Source organism: Parvibaculum sp. MBR-TMA-1.3b-4.2, from assembly GCF_053628815.1.
This window is the reverse complement of the sequence record NZ_JBRJHC010000001.1, coordinates 2,353,118-2,370,806: the sequence shown is the minus strand read 5'-3', so window position 1 is coordinate 2,370,806 and position 17,689 is coordinate 2,353,118. Positions and strand designations below refer to the sequence as shown.

At 62.5% G+C, this 17,689-nt stretch carries 20 protein-coding genes, 1 tRNA gene and 1 riboswitch; of the genes, 11 read left to right on the top strand and 10 right to left on the bottom strand.

Annotated features, from left to right (window positions below; all coding sequences use genetic code 11):
• Nucleotides 1–194 precede the first annotated feature (194 nt).
• From ACSSVQ_RS11375 to ACSSVQ_RS11355, 5 genes are all read left to right on the top strand, one after another.
• Nucleotides 195–740, top strand: a complete 546-nt coding sequence (locus ACSSVQ_RS11375) for an invasion associated locus B family protein (RefSeq protein ID WP_293327058.1) — start codon at nt 195–197, stop codon at nt 738–740.
• 161 nt (nt 741–901) lie between these two features.
• Nucleotides 902–2,140 carry a 23S rRNA (adenine(2503)-C(2))-methyltransferase RlmN gene (gene rlmN / locus ACSSVQ_RS11370; RefSeq protein WP_454183171.1) on the top strand — a complete coding sequence of 413 codons (1,239 nt, stop codon included), beginning with the start codon at nt 902–904 and terminating at the stop codon, nt 2,138–2,140.
• 2 nt (nt 2,141–2,142) lie between these two features.
• Nucleotides 2,143–2,622 (top strand): hypothetical protein, encoded by a 480-nt coding sequence (locus ACSSVQ_RS11365; RefSeq protein ID WP_454183169.1) that lies wholly within the window; start codon nt 2,143–2,145, stop codon nt 2,620–2,622.
• A gap of 2 nt (nt 2,623–2,624) precedes the next feature.
• Nucleotides 2,625–3,053: a hypothetical protein gene (locus tag ACSSVQ_RS11360; RefSeq protein ID WP_454183167.1), complete on the top strand. Its 429-nt coding sequence runs from the start codon at nt 2,625–2,627 to the stop codon at nt 3,051–3,053.
• A 25-nt stretch (nt 3,054–3,078) separates the two neighbouring features.
• Entirely contained in the window at nt 3,079–3,405 is a 327-nt protein-coding gene (locus ACSSVQ_RS11355; protein WP_454183165.1) for an antibiotic biosynthesis monooxygenase family protein, read from the top strand.
• A gap of 3 nt (nt 3,406–3,408) precedes the next feature.
• Here the strand turns inward: ACSSVQ_RS11355 and ACSSVQ_RS11350 are convergent, their stop codons facing one another.
• From ACSSVQ_RS11350 to ACSSVQ_RS11340, 3 genes are read right to left on the bottom strand one after another with little or no spacing between them, the layout of a single operon-like run.
• On the bottom strand, nt 3,409–3,999 hold the full coding sequence (locus ACSSVQ_RS11350; RefSeq protein WP_454183163.1) for a DsbA family protein: 591 nt from the start codon (nt 3,997–3,999) through the stop codon (nt 3,409–3,411).
• Entirely contained in the window at nt 3,996–4,955 is a 960-nt protein-coding gene (locus ACSSVQ_RS11345) for a DUF3137 domain-containing protein (RefSeq protein ID WP_454183161.1), read from the bottom strand. The genes ACSSVQ_RS11350 and ACSSVQ_RS11345 overlap by 4 nt, the downstream gene beginning before the upstream one ends.
• A gap of 4 nt (nt 4,956–4,959) precedes the next feature.
• Nucleotides 4,960–5,535, bottom strand: a complete 576-nt coding sequence (locus ACSSVQ_RS11340; protein WP_454183159.1) for a LemA family protein — start codon at nt 5,533–5,535, stop codon at nt 4,960–4,962.
• A gap of 121 nt (nt 5,536–5,656) precedes the next feature.
• Here ACSSVQ_RS11340 and ACSSVQ_RS11335 point away from each other — a divergent pair, with 121 nt between their 5' ends.
• From ACSSVQ_RS11335 to ppa, 4 genes are all read left to right on the top strand, one after another.
• On the top strand, nt 5,657–6,898 hold the full coding sequence (locus tag ACSSVQ_RS11335; protein WP_454183157.1) for an APC family permease: 1,242 nt from the start codon (nt 5,657–5,659) through the stop codon (nt 6,896–6,898).
• 76 nt (nt 6,899–6,974) lie between these two features.
• Entirely contained in the window at nt 6,975–8,297 is a 1,323-nt protein-coding gene (locus ACSSVQ_RS11330; protein WP_454183155.1) for a DUF3422 family protein, read from the top strand.
• A 137-nt stretch (nt 8,298–8,434) separates the two neighbouring features.
• Nucleotides 8,435–9,664, top strand: coding sequence for an argininosuccinate synthase (locus tag ACSSVQ_RS11325; protein ID WP_454183153.1), 1,230 nt, complete (start codon nt 8,435–8,437; stop codon nt 9,662–9,664).
• 47 nt (nt 9,665–9,711) lie between these two features.
• Complete coding sequence (ppa, locus tag ACSSVQ_RS11320; protein ID WP_454183152.1) at nt 9,712–10,245, top strand: inorganic diphosphatase; 534 nt, start codon at nt 9,712–9,714, stop codon at nt 10,243–10,245.
• A 16-nt stretch (nt 10,246–10,261) separates the two neighbouring features.
• Here ppa and ACSSVQ_RS11315 read toward each other — a convergent pair whose 3' ends face one another.
• The 5 genes from ACSSVQ_RS11315 to ACSSVQ_RS11295 form a co-directional block, all read right to left on the bottom strand.
• A complete protein-coding gene (locus tag ACSSVQ_RS11315) occupies nt 10,262–11,689 on the bottom strand; it encodes a serine hydrolase domain-containing protein (RefSeq protein ID WP_454183150.1) in 1,428 nt (475 codons plus the stop codon).
• Complete coding sequence (locus ACSSVQ_RS11310) at nt 11,676–12,686, bottom strand: aldo/keto reductase (protein ID WP_454183148.1); 1,011 nt, start codon at nt 12,684–12,686, stop codon at nt 11,676–11,678. Before ACSSVQ_RS11310 ends, ACSSVQ_RS11315 begins: the two co-directional genes overlap by 14 nt.
• Nucleotides 12,687–12,703: 17 nt before the next feature.
• Nucleotides 12,704–13,612: a bifunctional methylenetetrahydrofolate dehydrogenase/methenyltetrahydrofolate cyclohydrolase FolD gene (gene folD, locus ACSSVQ_RS11305; RefSeq protein ID WP_454183146.1), complete on the bottom strand. Its 909-nt coding sequence runs from the start codon at nt 13,610–13,612 to the stop codon at nt 12,704–12,706.
• Nucleotides 13,613–13,632: 20 nt separating this feature from the next.
• A riboswitch (ZMP/ZTP riboswitch) is annotated at nt 13,633–13,719 on the bottom strand.
• A gap of 37 nt (nt 13,720–13,756) precedes the next feature.
• Nucleotides 13,757–14,080: a DUF167 domain-containing protein gene (locus tag ACSSVQ_RS11300; RefSeq protein WP_454183144.1), complete on the bottom strand. Its 324-nt coding sequence runs from the start codon at nt 14,078–14,080 to the stop codon at nt 13,757–13,759.
• Nucleotides 14,070–14,363, bottom strand: coding sequence for a YggT family protein (locus ACSSVQ_RS11295; RefSeq protein ID WP_454183142.1), 294 nt, complete (start codon nt 14,361–14,363; stop codon nt 14,070–14,072). The genes ACSSVQ_RS11300 and ACSSVQ_RS11295 overlap by 11 nt, the downstream gene beginning before the upstream one ends.
• A gap of 254 nt (nt 14,364–14,617) precedes the next feature.
• Here ACSSVQ_RS11295 and ACSSVQ_RS11290 point away from each other — a divergent pair.
• A tRNA-Ala gene (locus tag ACSSVQ_RS11290) sits at nt 14,618–14,693 on the top strand.
• 54 nt (nt 14,694–14,747) lie between these two features.
• On the opposite strand, the gene ACSSVQ_RS11285 is transcribed toward ACSSVQ_RS11290, so the two are convergent.
• Entirely contained in the window at nt 14,748–15,425 is a 678-nt protein-coding gene (locus tag ACSSVQ_RS11285; RefSeq protein ID WP_454183141.1) for a Crp/Fnr family transcriptional regulator, read from the bottom strand.
• A gap of 89 nt (nt 15,426–15,514) precedes the next feature.
• On the opposite strand from ACSSVQ_RS11285, the gene ACSSVQ_RS11280 reads away from it, so the two are divergent.
• Nucleotides 15,515–16,915, top strand: a complete 1,401-nt coding sequence (locus tag ACSSVQ_RS11280) for a DUF1254 domain-containing protein (RefSeq protein ID WP_454183139.1) — start codon at nt 15,515–15,517, stop codon at nt 16,913–16,915.
• A 4-nt stretch (nt 16,916–16,919) separates the two neighbouring features.
• Here the strand turns inward: ACSSVQ_RS11280 and ACSSVQ_RS11275 are convergent, their stop codons facing one another.
• Complete coding sequence (locus ACSSVQ_RS11275) at nt 16,920–17,624, bottom strand: glutamine amidotransferase (protein WP_454183137.1); 705 nt, start codon at nt 17,622–17,624, stop codon at nt 16,920–16,922.
• Nucleotides 17,625–17,689 lie beyond the last annotated feature (65 nt).

Below are 17,689 nucleotides of genomic sequence, written 5' to 3'. Positions count from 1 at the left end.
GAAGGAGGACACAGGATGAGAACACGCGACGGAAGCGCCTTCCAAATTTTGCCGGATTTGCTCCCTAGGCTTTCAATAATGATACGGGGGCGATTCTCTGAGGGTGATTCTCTGGAAATCTGTCCCCCGTCCCGTTATGGTCGAACGCCGCCCGTCGGTCGGACGAATCTGAGTGGAACATGATGCCAAAAGCGATGCGTTTCCCCGGGAGCCTTGTATTCCTGAGTCTTTCCCTTGCCCTGTTTGCCTATTCTACCGCGCCTGCGAAGGCCGCGGATGAGCTGAAGCTGCTCGGAAAATATGGCGATTGGGCCGCCTATACCTATGGCACCGGGAAGAACCGCATCTGCTATGCGATGACCGAGCCCAAGCAGATGCTGCCCAGGGGAGCCAACCGGGGCGATGTCTATTTCATGGTCACCCACCGCCCGGCCCGCGGCACGCGCAACGAGATCAGCATGCGCGTCGGCTATCCCTTTTCCCCGACCAGCCATCCCTTTGCGACCATCGACAAGGACAAGTTCCAGCTTTTCACGGGCGTGAAGGAAGGCGGCGAGCACCGCTTCTGGGCATGGCTTGACAATGTGAAGCGGTCTTCCGCCATGGTGGACGCCCTGAAGAAGGGCTACAAAATGGTCATCAAGGGCACCTCCACGCGCGATACGCTGACCACGGACACCTATTCGCTGAAGGGCAGCTCCGACGCGCTCAGCAAGATCGACGCCGCCTGCCCGAAATAGGCCGTTTACCGTTTGCCGGCGCCCCATATAGGAATTCCGGCCTCATCTGTGATATGAGACCGGCCAAAGGCGGCTAGCCCCGCGACCTCGCCCCAACACGGGCGGAACGGGCAGCCGTCTGATATGATTTTCCGGAACAGACACGAAACAGGGCATCGGCCATGGCGCCCCAGCTCGACATTGCGCGTTCAAACCCAAACGCTCCCTCGCTCGACGGTCAGGAGACCGGCGGGACGGAAGCCGCGCGCCCGCGCCGGATCAATATGGTCGGCCTCACCCGCGAGCAGCTTGCCGACGAGCTGAAAGCGCTCGGCCTGCCGGAAAAGCAGATCCGGATGCGCGTCAACCAGCTCTGGAACGGCATCTATAATCGCGGCCTGAAAAACTTCGAGGGCATCACCTCGCTGTCGAAGGAACTGCGCGCGCAACTCAACGAGCGCTACGAGATCGCCCGGCCGGAAGTGGTCGAGGAACTCGTCTCGGTGGACGGCACCCGCAAATGGCTGATGCGGCTGGCGCCGGAAAAACCCGGCCAGCCCGGCCCCGAAATCGAAACCGTCTACATTCCCGAAGAAGGCCGCGGCACGCTCTGCATCTCCTCGCAGGTCGGCTGCACGCTCACCTGCACCTTCTGCCATACCGGCACGCAGAAGCTGGTGCGCAACCTCACCCCCGGCGAAATCGTCGGCCAGCTCCTCGTCGCTCGCGACAGCCTGAACGAATGGCCGGAAAGCGCCGACCAGCCCCGCATCCGCAATTCGGACGACCGCATGGTGACGAACATCGTCATGATGGGCATGGGCGAGCCGCTCTATAATTTCGAGAATGTGCGTGACGCGCTGAACATCGTCTCCGACGGCGAAGGTCTGCAATTGTCCAAGCGCCGCATCACGCTGTCGACCTCGGGTGTCGTGCCGGAAATTCCGCGCGCGGGCGAAGAGATCGGCTGCATGCTCGCCATCTCACTCCACGCACCGAACGATGAAGTGCGCGACAAGCTCGTGCCGCTCAACAGGAAATACCCGATCGCCGAACTGCTCGACGCCTGTCGGCAATATCCGGGCCTGCGCAATGCGCAGCGCATCACTTTCGAATATGTGATGCTGAAGGATGTGAATGACAGCGTGGAAGATGCAAAAGCGCTTGTCCGCCTGTTGAAAGGCATCCCGGCGAAGATCAACCTCATTCCGTTCAACCCTTGGCCGGGCTCGCCTTACGAATGCTCCGACTGGGGTCAGATCGAGAAATTCGCCGATGTGGTGAACCGGGCCGGCTATGCCAGTCCCGTGCGCACCCCGCGCGGCCGCGACATCATGGCCGCCTGCGGCCAGCTCAAAAGCGAAAGCGTCAAACGCCGCGCAAGCGAGCGCCTGAAAGCAAAGCAAGCCGAAGAGGCTTGAGCATGAGACGGCTCCTTCGCATTGCAGGAGCCTATCTGACCGCCTGCACGGCCGCTGCTCTGGTGATGACTCTCATTTTGGCGGCCGACAATTTTTCATTTCACATCAACAATGGTGTCGAACTCACCCTTGGTAATTTTAGTCTCGATCTTTGGCATACCGCCGACATTGGGCGCCTATTGATCTCTTACATGTTAATGGGCCTTATTTTCCTTAGCCTGCTTATTGCCATCACTCTCCCTGCATCGCTCATTCTCCTGCCCATCACAGAATGGCGCGGCGACACAAGCAGGTTGATATTCGTCGCTACGGGCTTGTTTGTCTGCGCGTTGGGTTCAGCGGGACTCATATCGGCGCTGAAACTCAACATGACGTTGGCACCCGCTCCATACGTGGCCACATTCTTTGGCATCGGCGGTATTGTAGCTGGATGGAGCTACTCGTTCCTCACAGCGAAACAGCCGCAAGTGAAGCATGAGTGAGTATGACTAGAGCCCGGCGCCTACTTCTGACCTATGGCGCCGCCTGTGCGGCCGCCGCCATTTTCATATCGGTAGCGAATGTCGTCGACATTCTCGTAGCGGCTAGCAATAGCGAAATCCCGGGAATTTTGCTCTTAGCGTATCTTTCCACCGTCCCTGCCTGGTTGATCGTCGCAACCTTTGCCCTGCCCGGTGCACTCGCGTTCATCGCATTGGACGAAATACTCGTAATTCGCCATCCGGCCTTCTATTTGGTGGTCGGCATGGCAAACGGAGCTGTCAGCGGATTTATATTCTCATCGCTCGTCAGCACAGCTCCTTCCGCCGACATCTCGACATGTGAGATGTTTTTTGCAACTGGCGGAGGCTTGGCAGCTGGGTTTACCTACTGGAAAATGACGACCCAGCTTCTTAAGTCCGAGACGAAATGAAGGGTAAGAAGTAGAGAATGCACCCATGATCACCGTCATCTATCGCTGGCGCGTCGCGCCGGAACATGAAGAAGACTTCAAGCGCCGCTGGCACGAAATCACCGAAGACGTGATGAAACATTATGGCGGTGGCGGCTCGCGTCTTCACAAGACCGAGGACGGCGACTGGGTCGCTTATGCGCGCTGGTCTCGCAAGGAAGACCGCGACAAGGCTTTCGAGCAGGTGACGAAGAAGCGCGAAGGCCGCACCCCGCAGGGCGAAGGCAAGGCGGAACTCATCGAGGAAGTCTGGCTCGATATCGTGGACGATCTGCTGATCCCCGAAGCCGACCTGCCCGACCGGTTTCACTAGCGCTCAGCGCACCGCCCATGCCAGCGCCTGTTCCAGCCGGTCGTTCCCCCAGAAGAGTTCATCTCCCACGGTGAAACTCGGCGCGCCGAAAATACCCTTCGTGATGGCTTCGTCCGTCTGCGCCTTGAGTGCGGCCTTCACCTCGTCGCTGCCGGCCTTCTCCAACACCGGCTGAGGCTCAACCTCCAGCGCGACGAGAATACGCGCCAGCACATCCCCGTCCGAAATGTCCTTCTGTCCCGCGAAATTCGCGACATAGACTTCTCGCGTGAAGGCAGGCCGCAGCGCTTCCGGCAGCGCCAGCACCATGCGCGCGGCGCGAAGCCCGTTCTGCGGGAAACGCACCGGCTCCTTCAGCGTCAGGCCTTGCGCGGCACAGATACGCTCCATATCCCGCCACATATATTTGCCCTTGGCGGGATAGATGTTGAACGGACTGTCATTCCACCCCTGCGCGCCGAAAATCGGCCCGAGCAGAAAAGGCCGCCAGCGAAGAGCGACGCCCAGTTTCCGAGCCTCATCCTCCAGCCGCATCGCCGCCGGATAGGAATAGGTACTCGCCAATTCGTACCAGAAATCGACTGTTTCACTCACACTCTCGTCTCCTGATTGAGCTTCAATATCCGCACGGCCGACGCGATGAAGAGGATGGGCGCAACGAGACGTTCCACCTTTTGCGGATCGTCCACCCGGGTGAAGACCGACGGGTTGCGAAAATGGTCCTTACCCAGATGAACGGAGAGATAGAGCTTCTCGTCCATAAAGGCCGCCTGCATGCGTCCGCCCAGCCGATCGTGCATCGCCAATAGTCGTTCCATGAAGGCAGGCGTCAGCAGGTAGCGCGCCTCCACCTGATCGGTGGAATAGACCTCGAACGTATCCTCGAATTTCGGATCTTCCAGCACCACGCGCTCGCCCTCGCGCCCGATGCTGCCCAGCGCATTGAAGATCGTACCGTGATCGCTGTGAAGCACGGTGCGGCCCGAGAAGGGCTTCGCAAAGGTGAAATAGCCGATGAGCCCGTGGAACACCGTGGTCTCGCTGGTGCGGCCCTTGCTGTCGCGATGCTCTTCGATGAGCTTGCAGTCGGCAAGTTCGAAACGCGCCTTGTCGATCTCACCCCAGACATGATCTTCCAGATGCCGCTTGTCATATCCGGGAAGAATGCCGCATCGGCGCAGCGGCTCCATCAGCGTTACCGGCGCATCGGGACTGTATTCGTAGCCGAACCACTGAAAGATGCGGGAGAAAAGGTCCGCTTTGAATTTCTTGCCCCAGGAGCTGAGCGGCCAGAGCGCTAGCCCCGTTCCCGCGATACCGATGAAACCGCCTGCGAAAAGGCCGAATTGAAGTTCCATCGATGTCGACAGGGCCAGCGCCATGGCGATGGCGAAGAGAATGGCCGCGCCCGCGAGGATGTAGGAGCGCTGCGCGATCTTTGCGCGCTCGCCTTCCTTCACCACAAGCCAGGGCTCCAGCTCCGCGGTCAGAAACCCGTCAAACGCGCGCGCCCGCTCGTCGGCCACCGCATCCAGCATCTCCCGCGACATCGGATCAGGCCGGCTTCATGTAATCGTCGACGTCGATAGGCGCACGGGCCGCCTCTTCCACTTCGTAGAAGGGCATGGAGCGCACACCCGCCATATTGGCGATGATGCTGCCGGGGAAGATTTCCACCGCATTGTTGAGCTGTGTGACCGAGGCATTGTAGAAGCGCCGCGCCGCCGCGATATTCGCCTCCACCTCCTCGAAGGTTTCCTGCGCCCGGACGATCGTGTCGGACGAACGAAGCTGCGGGTAATTCTCCGCCACGGCAAAAAGCTGCCGAAGACCGGCATCGAGCTTCTTCGAGGCGTCGAGATGCGCCTTCACATCGTCGGGGTCGTCGCGCTTGTAGGGCTGCTCCACCTGCGAACGCAATGCGGTCAGCTCCGTCAGCAGCGACTTCTCATGCGTCATGAAATTCTGCGCGAGCTTCACGACATTGGGCACGAGGTCGAAACGCTTTCTGAGCTGCACATCGATGGAGGACATCGCCTCCCGCGCCTTGTTGCGCCGCGAGATCAGGCTGACATACCAGCCATACCCGGCCACGAGAACGATGAGGACGATGATTCCGACTGTGAACATGTGTGGCCCCTTCTCCAATATGCACAAAGCCTAGCACAGAGACCGTGAACACAAGACCCGATTGAGGCACAATCATGCGCCCCCCCTGCGGCGCCAGAGGCGCACCACACCAGAGAACCGCATGACCGAGCGCGACACGCCCACCCCCCTTCGCCGTTCCATCCGTCTCGTTCCGCTCGCGCTTTATGGCGTCGGCGTCACGGTGGGCGCAGGCATTTACGTGCTGACAGGCGCTGTCGCCGGAACGGCGGGCGCCGCGGCACCGCTGTCGTTTCTCCTGGCCGCACTGCTCATCGCACCGACCGCCTTCAGCTTCGGCGAATTGTCCTCGCGCATGCCCTTCGCGGCGGGCGAGGCGGCCTATGTGCTGGCGGGCTTCAGGCTTTCATGGCTGTCGCTTCTGATCGGCCTGATGGTGGTGGCGGGAGGCATCGTTTCCTCCGCAACCGTCACCAATGGCGCGGCCGGCTATATCGGCGCGATGGTTCCCCTGCCGCCCTTCATCATCAAGGTCGGTTTTGTGGCACTGCTCATGGGCGTCGCCATGTGGGGCGTGGTACAGACGGTTACCGTCGCCATCCTCTTCACACTGGTGGAAACAGGCGGTCTCCTTCTCATTATTGCGGCGGGGCTCGCCTCGCCCGGCGAGGGTGCGACGCTGACGGAAATGTTCCTGCCCTTCCTCTCATCGGACGGCCTGCCCTTTTTCGGCCTCGCAGGTGTCGCGGCGGGCGTGATGCTAGCCTTCTTTGCCTTTATCGGTTTCGAGGACATGGTGAACATGGCGGAAGAGACGGAGGCGCCGGAGCGAACCATGCCGCGCGCCATCATCCTGACGCTCTGCATCACCACGCTTCTCTATATCGCCACCGCGGCGGTCGCACTCCACACTGTGGCACCCGCCGATCTTGCCGCAAGCAGCGCGCCGCTGGCGCTGGTCTTCGAGCGGGCGACGGGACATGACGCAGCCTTTTTCGCCGGCATCGCCGTCATCGCCACGGTGAATACGGTACTGGTACAGATGGTGATGGGTGCCCGCGTGATTTACGGGCTGGCGGGCAAGGGCGCGATCCCCGCCCTGTTCGGCATGGTGCATCCGAAAACCCGCACGCCGCTCATCGCCACGGGGCTGGTGGCGGCGATCACCGTCCTGCTCGCTCTCTTCTTCCCGCTGGAAGGCCTTGCCCGCACCACATCCTATATCGTGCTCACCATCTTCGCGCTGGTGAACGGCTCCCTCATCGCGCTCCGGCTGCGGGAGCAAACGCCGGCGGCATTCCGGGTGCCGCTTATCGTCCCCGTTCTGGGCGCAGCGCTCAGCATGATCGTGCTCGCCGCCGAGCTGTGGCGCGCGCTGACATAAGCGCTTCTACCCCACGTTTCCGCCAGGGCCGCTTATCGCCTATGATCGCGCCAAACGAACGGCCGGAAAGACCCTCATGCCGCTCTCCCTCAAGAGCCTCACCGAATATTCGCTTCGCCGCAACCTCCATGAAGAGGTTCACAGCCGCCCGCCCACCGATGTGGAAGGCCAGATTCTCTGCACCCATTTCGCCGTACTGACCGGCGAGCGTGGCGCACAGGCCGAACGCGAACGGATCGGCGAACTGGCCGAGGATATGGACGCGCCCCTGACGCGCGATTTCGGCAATCATTTGTCGCACGATCTGGGGCCCGTCCGCCTCGTCTGGGAGCGGCATACCGAATTCTCGACCTACACCTTCTTCAAGCCGCTGGCAGGCGGGATGACGCCCGAGGAGGTCTTCGCCTGCGCACCGCTCTCCGATCTGCCCGACAGCGCCGCGGGGCTTTTCGACGGGGAAATCCTGACCGCGGTGAAAATCGCCGTCATCCCGCGCGCCGAGGCCGAAATGGAGCCGCTCCTGCCCTCGGTTTTCGGTGAAAACAAGCTGACCGGCTCCCGCCTCGCGCAGGGCCTGGCCACCGCCTGGACGGATCTCCGCCTCGACGAGGACGGTTTCGGCCGCATCCTGATTGCCAATGAAAGCCTGCGCCCCGGCCGGATGGGCCGCATGCTGCAGCGCCTGATCGAAATCGAAACCTACCGGATGACGGCCCTTCTGGGCTTTCCGCTGGCCCGCGAGGTCACGCCCGAAATCGGCGATATGGAAGCGGCTCTGGCCGAAATCGCCGCCGAAACCGCCACGATCCGGGGGCTGGACGGCGAGCAGAAGCAGCTGGCGCGGCTGACCGAGATGGCCGCCCATGCCGAAAGGCTGTCGGCCCAGACCGAGTACCGTTTTTCGGCCTCGCGGGCCTATTACGAGCTGGTGGAGCGCCGCCTCGGCGAACTCAGCGAGGCGAAAATGGAGGGATACCAGCAGATTTCGACCTTCGTGACCCGGCGCCTCCGCCCTGCCATGCGCACCGTGGAGGCGGTCAGCCGCCGTCTCAACACGCTGTCGGAGCATATCGGGCGTGCCTCCGAACTGCTGCGGACGCGGGTCGATATCGCCCTTCAGGAGCAAAATCAGCGGCTTCTGGGCTCCGTAGAGCGGGGCGTGAGGCTCCAGCTCCGCCTGCAGGAGATGGTGGAAGGCCTCTCCGCCGTCGCCATCGCCTATTATCTGCTGAGCATCCTCGCCTATCCGCTGGAGGCCCTGCATGAGGCCCCCTTCGGAGAGACCCTGCCCGGCAACCCGCTCACCTGGAAGGCCGTTCTGGGCCCGCTCTTCATCGTGGTGATCTATCTGCTGGTCCGCCGCATGGGCCGGGTTCTCAGAGGCCCCGCGGAGGACTAGACGACGGGGAGAGGACGAATAAACGCCCCGGTTGTGCGGTCTCTCAATATGCCTATAGTGCGCCGCAAAGCGGTAAAGATACCGCTCGGCCCCGTCAGATCGGTGGCTGCAAATCCCAATTTATCGGAGCGGCGTCGATGAACGACGTGAAAGACGTGAAAAAGGTCGTGCTTGCCTATTCCGGCGGGCTGGACACATCCGTGATCCTGAAATGGCTGCAGGAGACCTATGGCTGCGAGGTGGTGACCTTCACCGCCGATCTCGGCCAGGGCGAAGAACTGGAGCCCGCCCGCAAGAAGGCGGAGATGCTGGGCATCAAGGAGATCTATATCGAAGATCTCCGCGAGGAATTCGTCCGCGACTACGTCTTCCCGATGTTCCGCGCCAATGCGGTCTATGAGGGCGTCTATCTGCTGGGCACCTCCATCGCCCGGCCGCTGATCGCCAAACGCCAGATCGAGATTGCGCATGAGACGGGCGCCGACGCCGTCAGCCACGGCTCGACCGGCAAAGGCAACGACCAGGTCCGTTACGAAGTGAGCTACGGCGCGCTCGATCCCGACATCAAGATCATCGCGCCCTGGCGCGAATGGGACCTGAATTCCCGCACGAAGCTGATCGAATTCGCCGAGAAGCACCAGATCCAGATCGCCAAGGACAAGCGCGGCGAAGCGCCCTTCTCCGTCGATGCGAACCTTCTGCACATCTCCGCCGAAGGCAAGGTGCTGGAAGACCCCTTCGAGGAAGCGCCGGAATATGTCTATAGCCGCTCCGTCTCTCCGGAACAGGCCCCCGACAAGCCGACCATCGTCGAGATCGATTTCGAAAAGGGCGACGCGGTCGCCGTCGACGGCGAGAAGATGAGCCCCGCGACGCTGCTGACGAAGCTCAACGAACTGGGCGGCGCAAACGGCATCGGTCGTCTCGACCTGCTGGAAAACCGCTTCGTCGGCATGAAGTCGCGCGGTATCTACGAAACGCCGGGCGGCACCGTTCTGCTTGCTGCCCATCGCGGCATCGAACAGGCGACACTCGACCGCGGCGCCGCGCATCTGAAAGACGAAATGATGCCGCGTTATGCGGAGCTCATCTATAACGGCTTCTGGTTCTCGCCCGAACGCGAAATGCTGCAGGCCGCCATCGACAAGAGCCAGGAAATGGTGACGGGCACGGTGCGCCTGAAACTCTACAAGGGGTCCGTCAGCGTCATCGGCCGCAAATCGCCCTATTCGCTCTATTCGGAGCAGCACGTCACCTTCGAGGACGATGCTGGCGCCTATGACCAGAAGGACGCGGAGGGCTTCATCAGGCTCAACGCATTGCGCCTTCGCCTTCTTGCCGCACGCAACAAGCGGGTCGGCAAGTAACCACCCCCTACCAGCACTCGTAAGAAACAGTCAGTAACGGAAGTCAGATGCGTATCGATGCCATCAAGATCGGGGAAAATCCGCCCGAAGACCTCAACGTCATCGTCGAGGTGCCGCATGGCGGCCACCCGGTGAAGTATGAACTCGACAAGGCGTCCGGAACGCTTTTCGTCGACCGCTTCATGCATACGGCAATGCACTATCCGTGCAATTACGGCTTCGTGCCGCATACGCTTTCCGACGATGGCGACCCGATCGACGTGCTGGTGGTCAGCCGCATCCCGGTCGTGCCGGGCGCTGTCATCCGCTCGCGCCCCATCGGCGTCTTGATGATGCATGACGAAGCCGGTCAGGACGAAAAGATCCTCGCCGTACCGGTGAAAAAGCTCAATCCCTATTACAAGGATGTGCACAACTACACCGACATGCCGGACATCCTGCTCCAGCGCATCACCCATTTCTTCGAGCACTACAAGGACCTCGAGGAAGGCAAATGGGTGAAGGTCGATGGCTGGCAGGATGCCGACAAGGCACGCGAGCTGATCGTCAAGGCAATCGAGGCCGGCAGCAAGGCGGCCTGACGATATCCGAGACTATTCAGGGCAGGCGCCAGCCTGCCTCCATCCCCATGATCTGGGCGGCGGCCTCCTGAACGAGGTCCGCCGCCTTGTTCGTATTGGCAAGCAGCACCACCGCGTCGCCACGTAACGGGTGGATGACGACGAGGCTCGTAAAGCCCGGCCGGTCGCCCGACTGCCACAACGTAAAACCTTCCCGCGTCGAACGCGTGTGAAAGCCCAGCGCCGGTTCGCGCCCGTCGCCGATCATCATGTCGCGCAGCGTCGGATCGAGACCCTTCGACGCCAGAAAACCTTCCGCGAAGAGACCGAGATCATGCGCGCTGGTTCGAAGCGACAGCGCCACGCGCGGCTCGTTTCCGCCAAGCGTCGGCACCGGCACATTGCGCCCCAGAAACAGGAACGCCGCAAACAGCGCCAGCAGCAGCCCGAAAACCAGCGCGCGCTCCTCTCCTCGATGACCGCGGCGAAGAACGCCCTGGCCGGGCCGGTAAACAAGTGCGAAAAAACGCCAGAAAAGAAATCCCGCAAGCCCGAGACAGACCAGAAAAGTGACGGCATAGGCCAGCACCACGGCAAGCATAGGCCAGCCGATGAAAAGCCCCGTCGGCACCATCGCCGCCACAAAGGCCCCGCCCACCGCGATGACGAAATCGCGGGGCACCATCCGGATCCGGTCGAGCACGAAATGAACGACCGCGAAGGCAACCGGTAGCGCGATGACGAGCATGGCGAACCAGGGCAGGAAGACGGCGGCAAGCGCCTGCCAGAGCGGCACGTATCCCCGCGCCACCGAGCGCGTCAGTGCCTGCGGCAGCCGATAGCCTGACGACAGCATGTCGAAAGGCTTGAACACATAGGCCGTGACGATGCGCTCGAAGGGCGCGTCCACCCTGTCTTCCATGACACGGGCAAGACCGCCATAGCCGCCCGCCATCACCAGATCGGCGCCTGCCACGCGGCCGCGGCTTTTCCAAATACCGGAGAGGATACCGGCGCGCCGGCCCTTTCCTTCCAGCACCAGCCGGAGCGGAACGTCCTGCCCGTCTTCGGTAATCGGCTCGTCGAGCGTCAGAAGGCGCGCGCCCACCATGCGCATCGCGGTATAGGCCGCCACCGACTTGCCAAGCGCCCCCGCCTCGAAAAGCGTATTGGCGCTCACCTTGCGGCCGCCCACCGCATCGGCAAGCCCATAGCCCTTCTCGAAAACCAGCACACCCTTGCGGACCACCGCCACGGCAAGGCCCGGCACGTTCTCCTCCGCCATGCGGCGCGGCAGATAGTCGTCCAGCGCGCGCGCCATTTCGCCGACCGGCCAGCGCGCCATGCCGCCATCGACGCGCCCGTCTCGTGCCTGCGCTGCGGGCATGATGGCTACCATCGTCAGCACCACGAGGAAAAAGCCGGTAAGGCGGGCGCGGAACCGCGCGCGGTCAGATAGGCGCATCGAGCGGTATCCGGGGAATTTGACGCCGCAGGCCGAGGGCTTCGATCGCCTCGATCTGCGCGAGGTCGAGCGGACCTTTCTCCGCCGCATCGATGAGCTGGTCGAGTTCGGCGCGGTTCTTGACGCCGAGCACCACCGTATCGACGCCGTCAACGGCAAGCGCATAGCGATGAGCGATCACAGCCGGGTCTTCGCCCCATTTCGCGCAGAGCGCGCGGAAGGGCGCCGCCTTTTCGTAGTCCGCCGTCTCGCGACTGCCCTCGGGCATCTCGCGGTCGATCTTCGCGGTCAACGCCCCCGCCTGGACAGCACGAATACCCATCACACCAACATCGTTGTTCTTTGCGGTACGGATGATGTTGCGCGGTTCCGCCGGTTCTTCGTAGCGGCGCATATCGCCCGCCGAGTCGAGCAGATTGGCGACGGCCTGCACCACGGCGGGCTTCCGCTCGAAGCGCAGCGCCTCCATGATGGAGATCGGCACCCCGACACCGGTAATACCCCATGCGCCGATCAGACCGCGCGCCATGAAATCCTCCATGGCGGGGATCACGCCTTCGACATAGCGCGGCCAGGAGACCGCCCATTGTTCCTGCGTGTCGCCATTCTGTTCATAGCTGTAGCCGGCCGGATAGATATTGGAATGCAGGAAGAAGATGTCGACCTTCTCGGTCTTCATCGTATCGATGCTGCGCAGCAGGGATTTTTCCAGCCGCGCCTTCATCTCGTCGGGCTTCAGGTTTCCACATATGCATTTGGTCGTGACATGCACACCGTCCGGCAGCTTGCCGCCGAAGGCCTCCCCCACCACCGTCTCCGCCTCGCCGCGCCCATATTGAGGCGCAACGTCGATCAGCGTGATACCGCGATCGACGGCGCGCTTCACCGTGGCGACGGCTTCCTCGCGTGACGTGTCGCCCCAGAGCTGGCCGAGCCCGCCGCCACCGAGTGTCAGCGAACTGACGGGCCACAAATTTCCGAGCTGGCGCATCTCCATTGGCGGCCTTCCTCTCTCTAGAAATCGTCCGGCAGCGCAACGCCATGCTGGCGGCAGGCCGCGATCACCGTATTGCGCAACAGGCAGGCGACCGTCATCAACCCGACGCCACCCGGCACGGGCGTGATGGCGCCGGCTACCTCTTTCGCCTCGTCGAAGCATACATCGCCGATGAGGCGTGTCTTGCCCTCGCCCTTTTCCGGCGCCGGGATACGGTTGATGCCGACATCGATAACAATGGCGCCCGGTTTCACCCAATCGCCGCGCACCATGTTCGGGCGGCCCACCGCCGCGACCAGAATATCGGCCTGGCGCGCCAGCGCAGGCAGGTCGCGCGAGCGGCTATGCGCGATGGTAACGGTGCAGTTCTCTTTCAGCAGAAGCTGAGCCACCGGCTTGCCCACGAGATTGGAGCGCCCGATGATGACGGCATGCTTGCCGGCAAGCTCTCCGCCCGCCGCCTGCTTCGCCATGATGACGCAACCCTCAGGCGTCGCGGGGACCATGGCCGGCAAACCGCTCGCGAGACGACCGGCATTGAGCGGATGGAGCCCGTCCGCATCCTTGATGGGGTCGATGGCGTCGATGATGTTCTGCTGGGAAATCTGCTCGGGCACGGGGAACTGCACGAGGAAGCCGTGCACGGCCGGATCGGCATTGAGTTCGGCAACCTTGGCGAGAACCTCTTCCTCGCTGGCGCTGCTATCCATCTTGTATTCGAAGGAGTTCATGCCCGCTTCGCGCGTGGCGATGCCCTTGTTGCGGACATAGACCTCGCTCGCCGGATCGGTGCCGACCAGCACCACGGCAAGTCCGGGGGTCAGCCCGTGCTCGGATTTGATGCGCGCAACCTCTTCGCCCACGCGGGCCTTGAGCGCGGTGGAGATGGCCTTGCCATCGATACGATTGGAGACTGTCTCGGACATGCCGGCACCTTTCTTTCGAGGGTGGGTGCCCAGGCGAGCGGCGTTTGACAAACCCTCGCGCTCCCCGGTGGTCGATCCACCTCTTCTCGCCAGTTACGCAAGGTCGCGTGGACTATAGAGAGCCCCGCCCCTTGCGGCAACGCCTCAGGAGAGGGCGCGGATATATGTCGCGATATCCGCTTCCAGCGCCGCGCTGTCGCCCCTCACCAGCAGCATCTTGAGCGGCGCCGTCTCGCCGGAGGCGATGCTGAGAGAACTTTTGGGAAGGCCCCATGCCTTGGCGACAAGCTTGATCACCGCCTCATTAGCCTTGCCCTTTTCCGGTGCGGCGGTAACCCGCAGCCGGAGCCTCGTTCCCTCGCCGTCGCTGACCAGCCCCTCGATCCGGTTCGCCCCGGATTTGGGCGTCACTTTCAGTGCGACCAGCACCCCGTCCGGTGTGCGCCGGACCGGCAGATCACCCGGCAAGGGAGGCAGCGTAGGTCTCCCACATCAGGTTCTGAATGAAGATCAGCAGCAGGATGAGAACCACGGGAGAAATATCGATACCGCCCAGATCCGGCAGCACCCGGCGGATGGGCCGCAAAACCGGCTCCGTCAGCTTGTAGAGCGTGTCGGCCACGGCATAGACGAAGCGATTGCGCGTATTGACCACGTCGAAGGCGATCAGCCAGCTCAGCACCGCCTGGATGATGATTACCCAGACATAGAGATGGATAATGGTGGAAATCAGCTGCAGGAGAGAGGTCATGGGAGCCCTTCTGATGTGGCATCTGCGCGAGCGCATTCCGGAAGCGCGACCCGGTTTCCGGATGAAATGCGCGACAACATGGCGTTCAAGCAGATGTAGCGGGCCAGAGCGCCCGGTTCAAGCGCGCGAAGCACTCCAGACCCCATGGAGAGCGGCCCCGAAGGCCACCAATCTCTTGACATATACCGGTCGCAAAGCATATGTAGCGGCTTCCGGCGCTCAGGGCTGTTGGCCCCGCCGAGGCAAGCTGGAACGGGGCCGTAGCTCAGTTGGGAGAGCGCGTCGTTCGCAATGACGAGGTCAGCGGTTCGATCCCGCTCGGCTCCACCAGCCTTCGCCCTTTTCTTCCGCACATGCGAAAAGATGCCTTCTCTCCTGAATGGCTCAGAAGATGACATCCTGCGTTCCCTGATCCGACAGCCGCCGGTCCAGCCCCTCCCGGTCGATGATCCGGATCGAGCCGTAGTGCCGCTCGATGAGCCCATCCCCGGCCAGTGATTTGAGCGCAAGGCCGAGCCCGTTGCGCGACGCGCCGAGTTGTTCGGCCAGCGCCTCCTGGGTGAGCCTCACCTCCCCCTCTTCATCCGCATAATAGAGAAGCATCCTGGCCGTCTTGAGCGTGAGGGGCAGGTTCCGCTCGTCATTGAGCGCCTGGAAGGCCGATTCCAGCCGCCGCCCGAGAAACGTGAAAACATGGTTGCGGAACGCAGCCTCGCAATCGAGCAGGCCGTTGAATGTCGGCCGGTCGACCACCAGCAGGCTCGTATCGATCTCGGCATCCGCATCGTAATTCTTGGGCCTGCCGATAATCAGCGCGAAGAGCCCGAACAGATCTCCATCGCCCAGATGCGCTAGCGCCATGCGCTTGCCCTCGGCACTGGTCCGCGAAAGCCTCACCCGTCCGGACCGGATGATCATCAGCGTCCGGGCGGTATCGCCTTCCCGCTGGATCGCCTGTCCGGCGGCCACCTGCCTGCGGATCGCCGCGTCGAACAGCATCTGCCGGAGGGAGGCGTCCAGATCCGTCAGAAAGTCGCTCTCCCGGCTGGAATGAAAAATCATCACCGGCTCCAATTGCCCACTATTGGGCAGTCTTGGCCCGGGGCCCACGCTATGCAAGTGGAAACAATGGATCGCTCCGGGAGGAAAAAATGTCGGCAGCGCAGCAAAACATCAGCATTCCGTCCGCGTCGGGCACAAACGACATAGATGCCAAAGGCCTCGAGTCTCTTGCCTATTCGACGGCGCTACAGGCCTATCTCTTTGCATACCCGCTCTTCATCACCGAACGCGAGCGCCTGCGCCGCGAAAATCTGACCGGCCCCGTTCCCTTCGAGCCCGCCGCGCCCATCAATCAGCTCGGCCATATGACGGCGCTTTCCTCCGCCAAGGGCGACCTTCCCTTCAGCCCCAATTGCGACACGGTCTATACCGGCATCTCCCTCGATCTGACGGCCGAGCCGGTCATCCTCGACATGCCCGCGATCAAGGACCGATATGCGGTGGTTCATGTCATCAACGCCTATGTCGAAAACCAGCCCTATGATTATTCGCCGCGCACCAATGGGTGCGATCACGTGCAGATCGCCTATGTCGGTCCTGACTGGCAGGGCACCCTGCCCGAAGGCGTGATCGAGCGCCGGCTCGACACCAATATTGGCGGTATCGCGGTGCGCATCGCGGCAAAGGACGAGGCCGACCTCGAAATCGTGCGCGGCTATCAGAGCCGGATGTCGCTGACGCTTCTGTCGGAATGGAAGGGCGGCCCGAGCGACAAGCCCGCAACGCCGCCTGCCCCGCGTCACCGCAACAAGTATGAAGGCGACTTCGCCTGGTTCAAGGAAGCCGCCGACCTGCTGGCCGAAAACCCGCCGCCCGCCGGACACAGGGCGATGGCGACCACGCTCTGGCGGATCGGTATCACGCCGGGCCAGCCCTTCGATCCCGATACGCTCGATCCGGCGACGCGCCGGGGCATTCTGCGCGCCGAGCAGGACGGGGCTGCGCTGATGGAATATCTGGCGAAGAACCGTGGCCGCAAATTCCCCAATGGTTGGGACTCGGCGCGCTACTCGCGCAATTTCAACTCCGACTACGCCGCCCGCGCCGCCGTCGCGCTTGTGGGCCTCATGGGCAACGACCCGGACGAGGCGCTCTACTTCTATACTTACTACGACGCCAATGGCGAGCTGCTCGACGCGTCGAAGCGCTATCGTATCCATGTGCCCGCCGACAAGGTGCCCGAAACGAGCGACATCGGCTTCTGGTCGATCACCATGTATGACGGGCGCAGCTTCATGTTCGTGGACAATCCGCTCGACCGCTATTGCGTCTCGAGCCGCGACACGCTGGTGAAGAATGACGACGGTTCGGCGGATATCTGGGTGCAGGCCGACGCGCCGGGCGGGACGAAGGACACCAACTGGCTGCCCTCGCCCAAGGGCGGCCCGTTCCGCGTGACTTTCCGTATCTATTCCCCGGTGCAGCGGCTGGTGGACGAGTTCTTCGACATGACGCTGGCGCTCCCGCCGCTGGAGCCGATCGAAGGCTGAGGGGTCACCCCTCCAGCCAGCGGTCCAGAAACCGCTCAAGCCAGGCCCTGAGCTCCCTGTCATACTGATGGCGGGCACGGCGATGCGCGCTGGCGGGCTGGGCGCCGGGAAGCTCCAGCCGTTCCCGGCCCCGGGTCAGCCATATATTCATCATCAACGCCGTCAGCTCCGGGTGGAACTGGATGCCATAGGCGTTCGGCCCATAGCGCATCGCCTGCACGGGGTAGGCATCGCTCCCGGCGAGCCTGACCGCGCCCGAGGGCAGTTCGAAGCCTTCGCGGTGCCATTGATAGACGTAAGTAGGGTCGTCAAAGAGGTCGCGCCCCTCCTCGGTCGGATGGATCGGGTAATAGCCGATCTCGACCTTCTCATCCTCCCGGCCATAGACGGTCGCACCCAGATGCTTCGCCATAAGCTGCCCGCCGAGGCAGATGCCCCAGAAAGGCGCCTCTTCCTTTAGCGGCACGCCGATCCAGTCGATTTCGGTCTTGATGTAGTCGAGGTCGTCATTGGCGCTCATCGGCCCGCCAAAGACGATGGCCGCCCTGTGGCCTTCCATCGTCTCCGGCAGGGGGTCGCCCAGCGCCGGCCGCCTTATATCGAGCTTGCGCCCTCGCGCGCGCAGCACCTGACCGACCCGGCCGGGCGTCGAACGCTCCTGATGCAGCACGATGAGGATGGGCCGGGAATCGGCGGAGGAATGGGGCATGGCACTCGCGAGGTTTGAACCTCTCAAATGTGAGGTGGTCTCGCGAAACCTGCAAGCCCCATGCC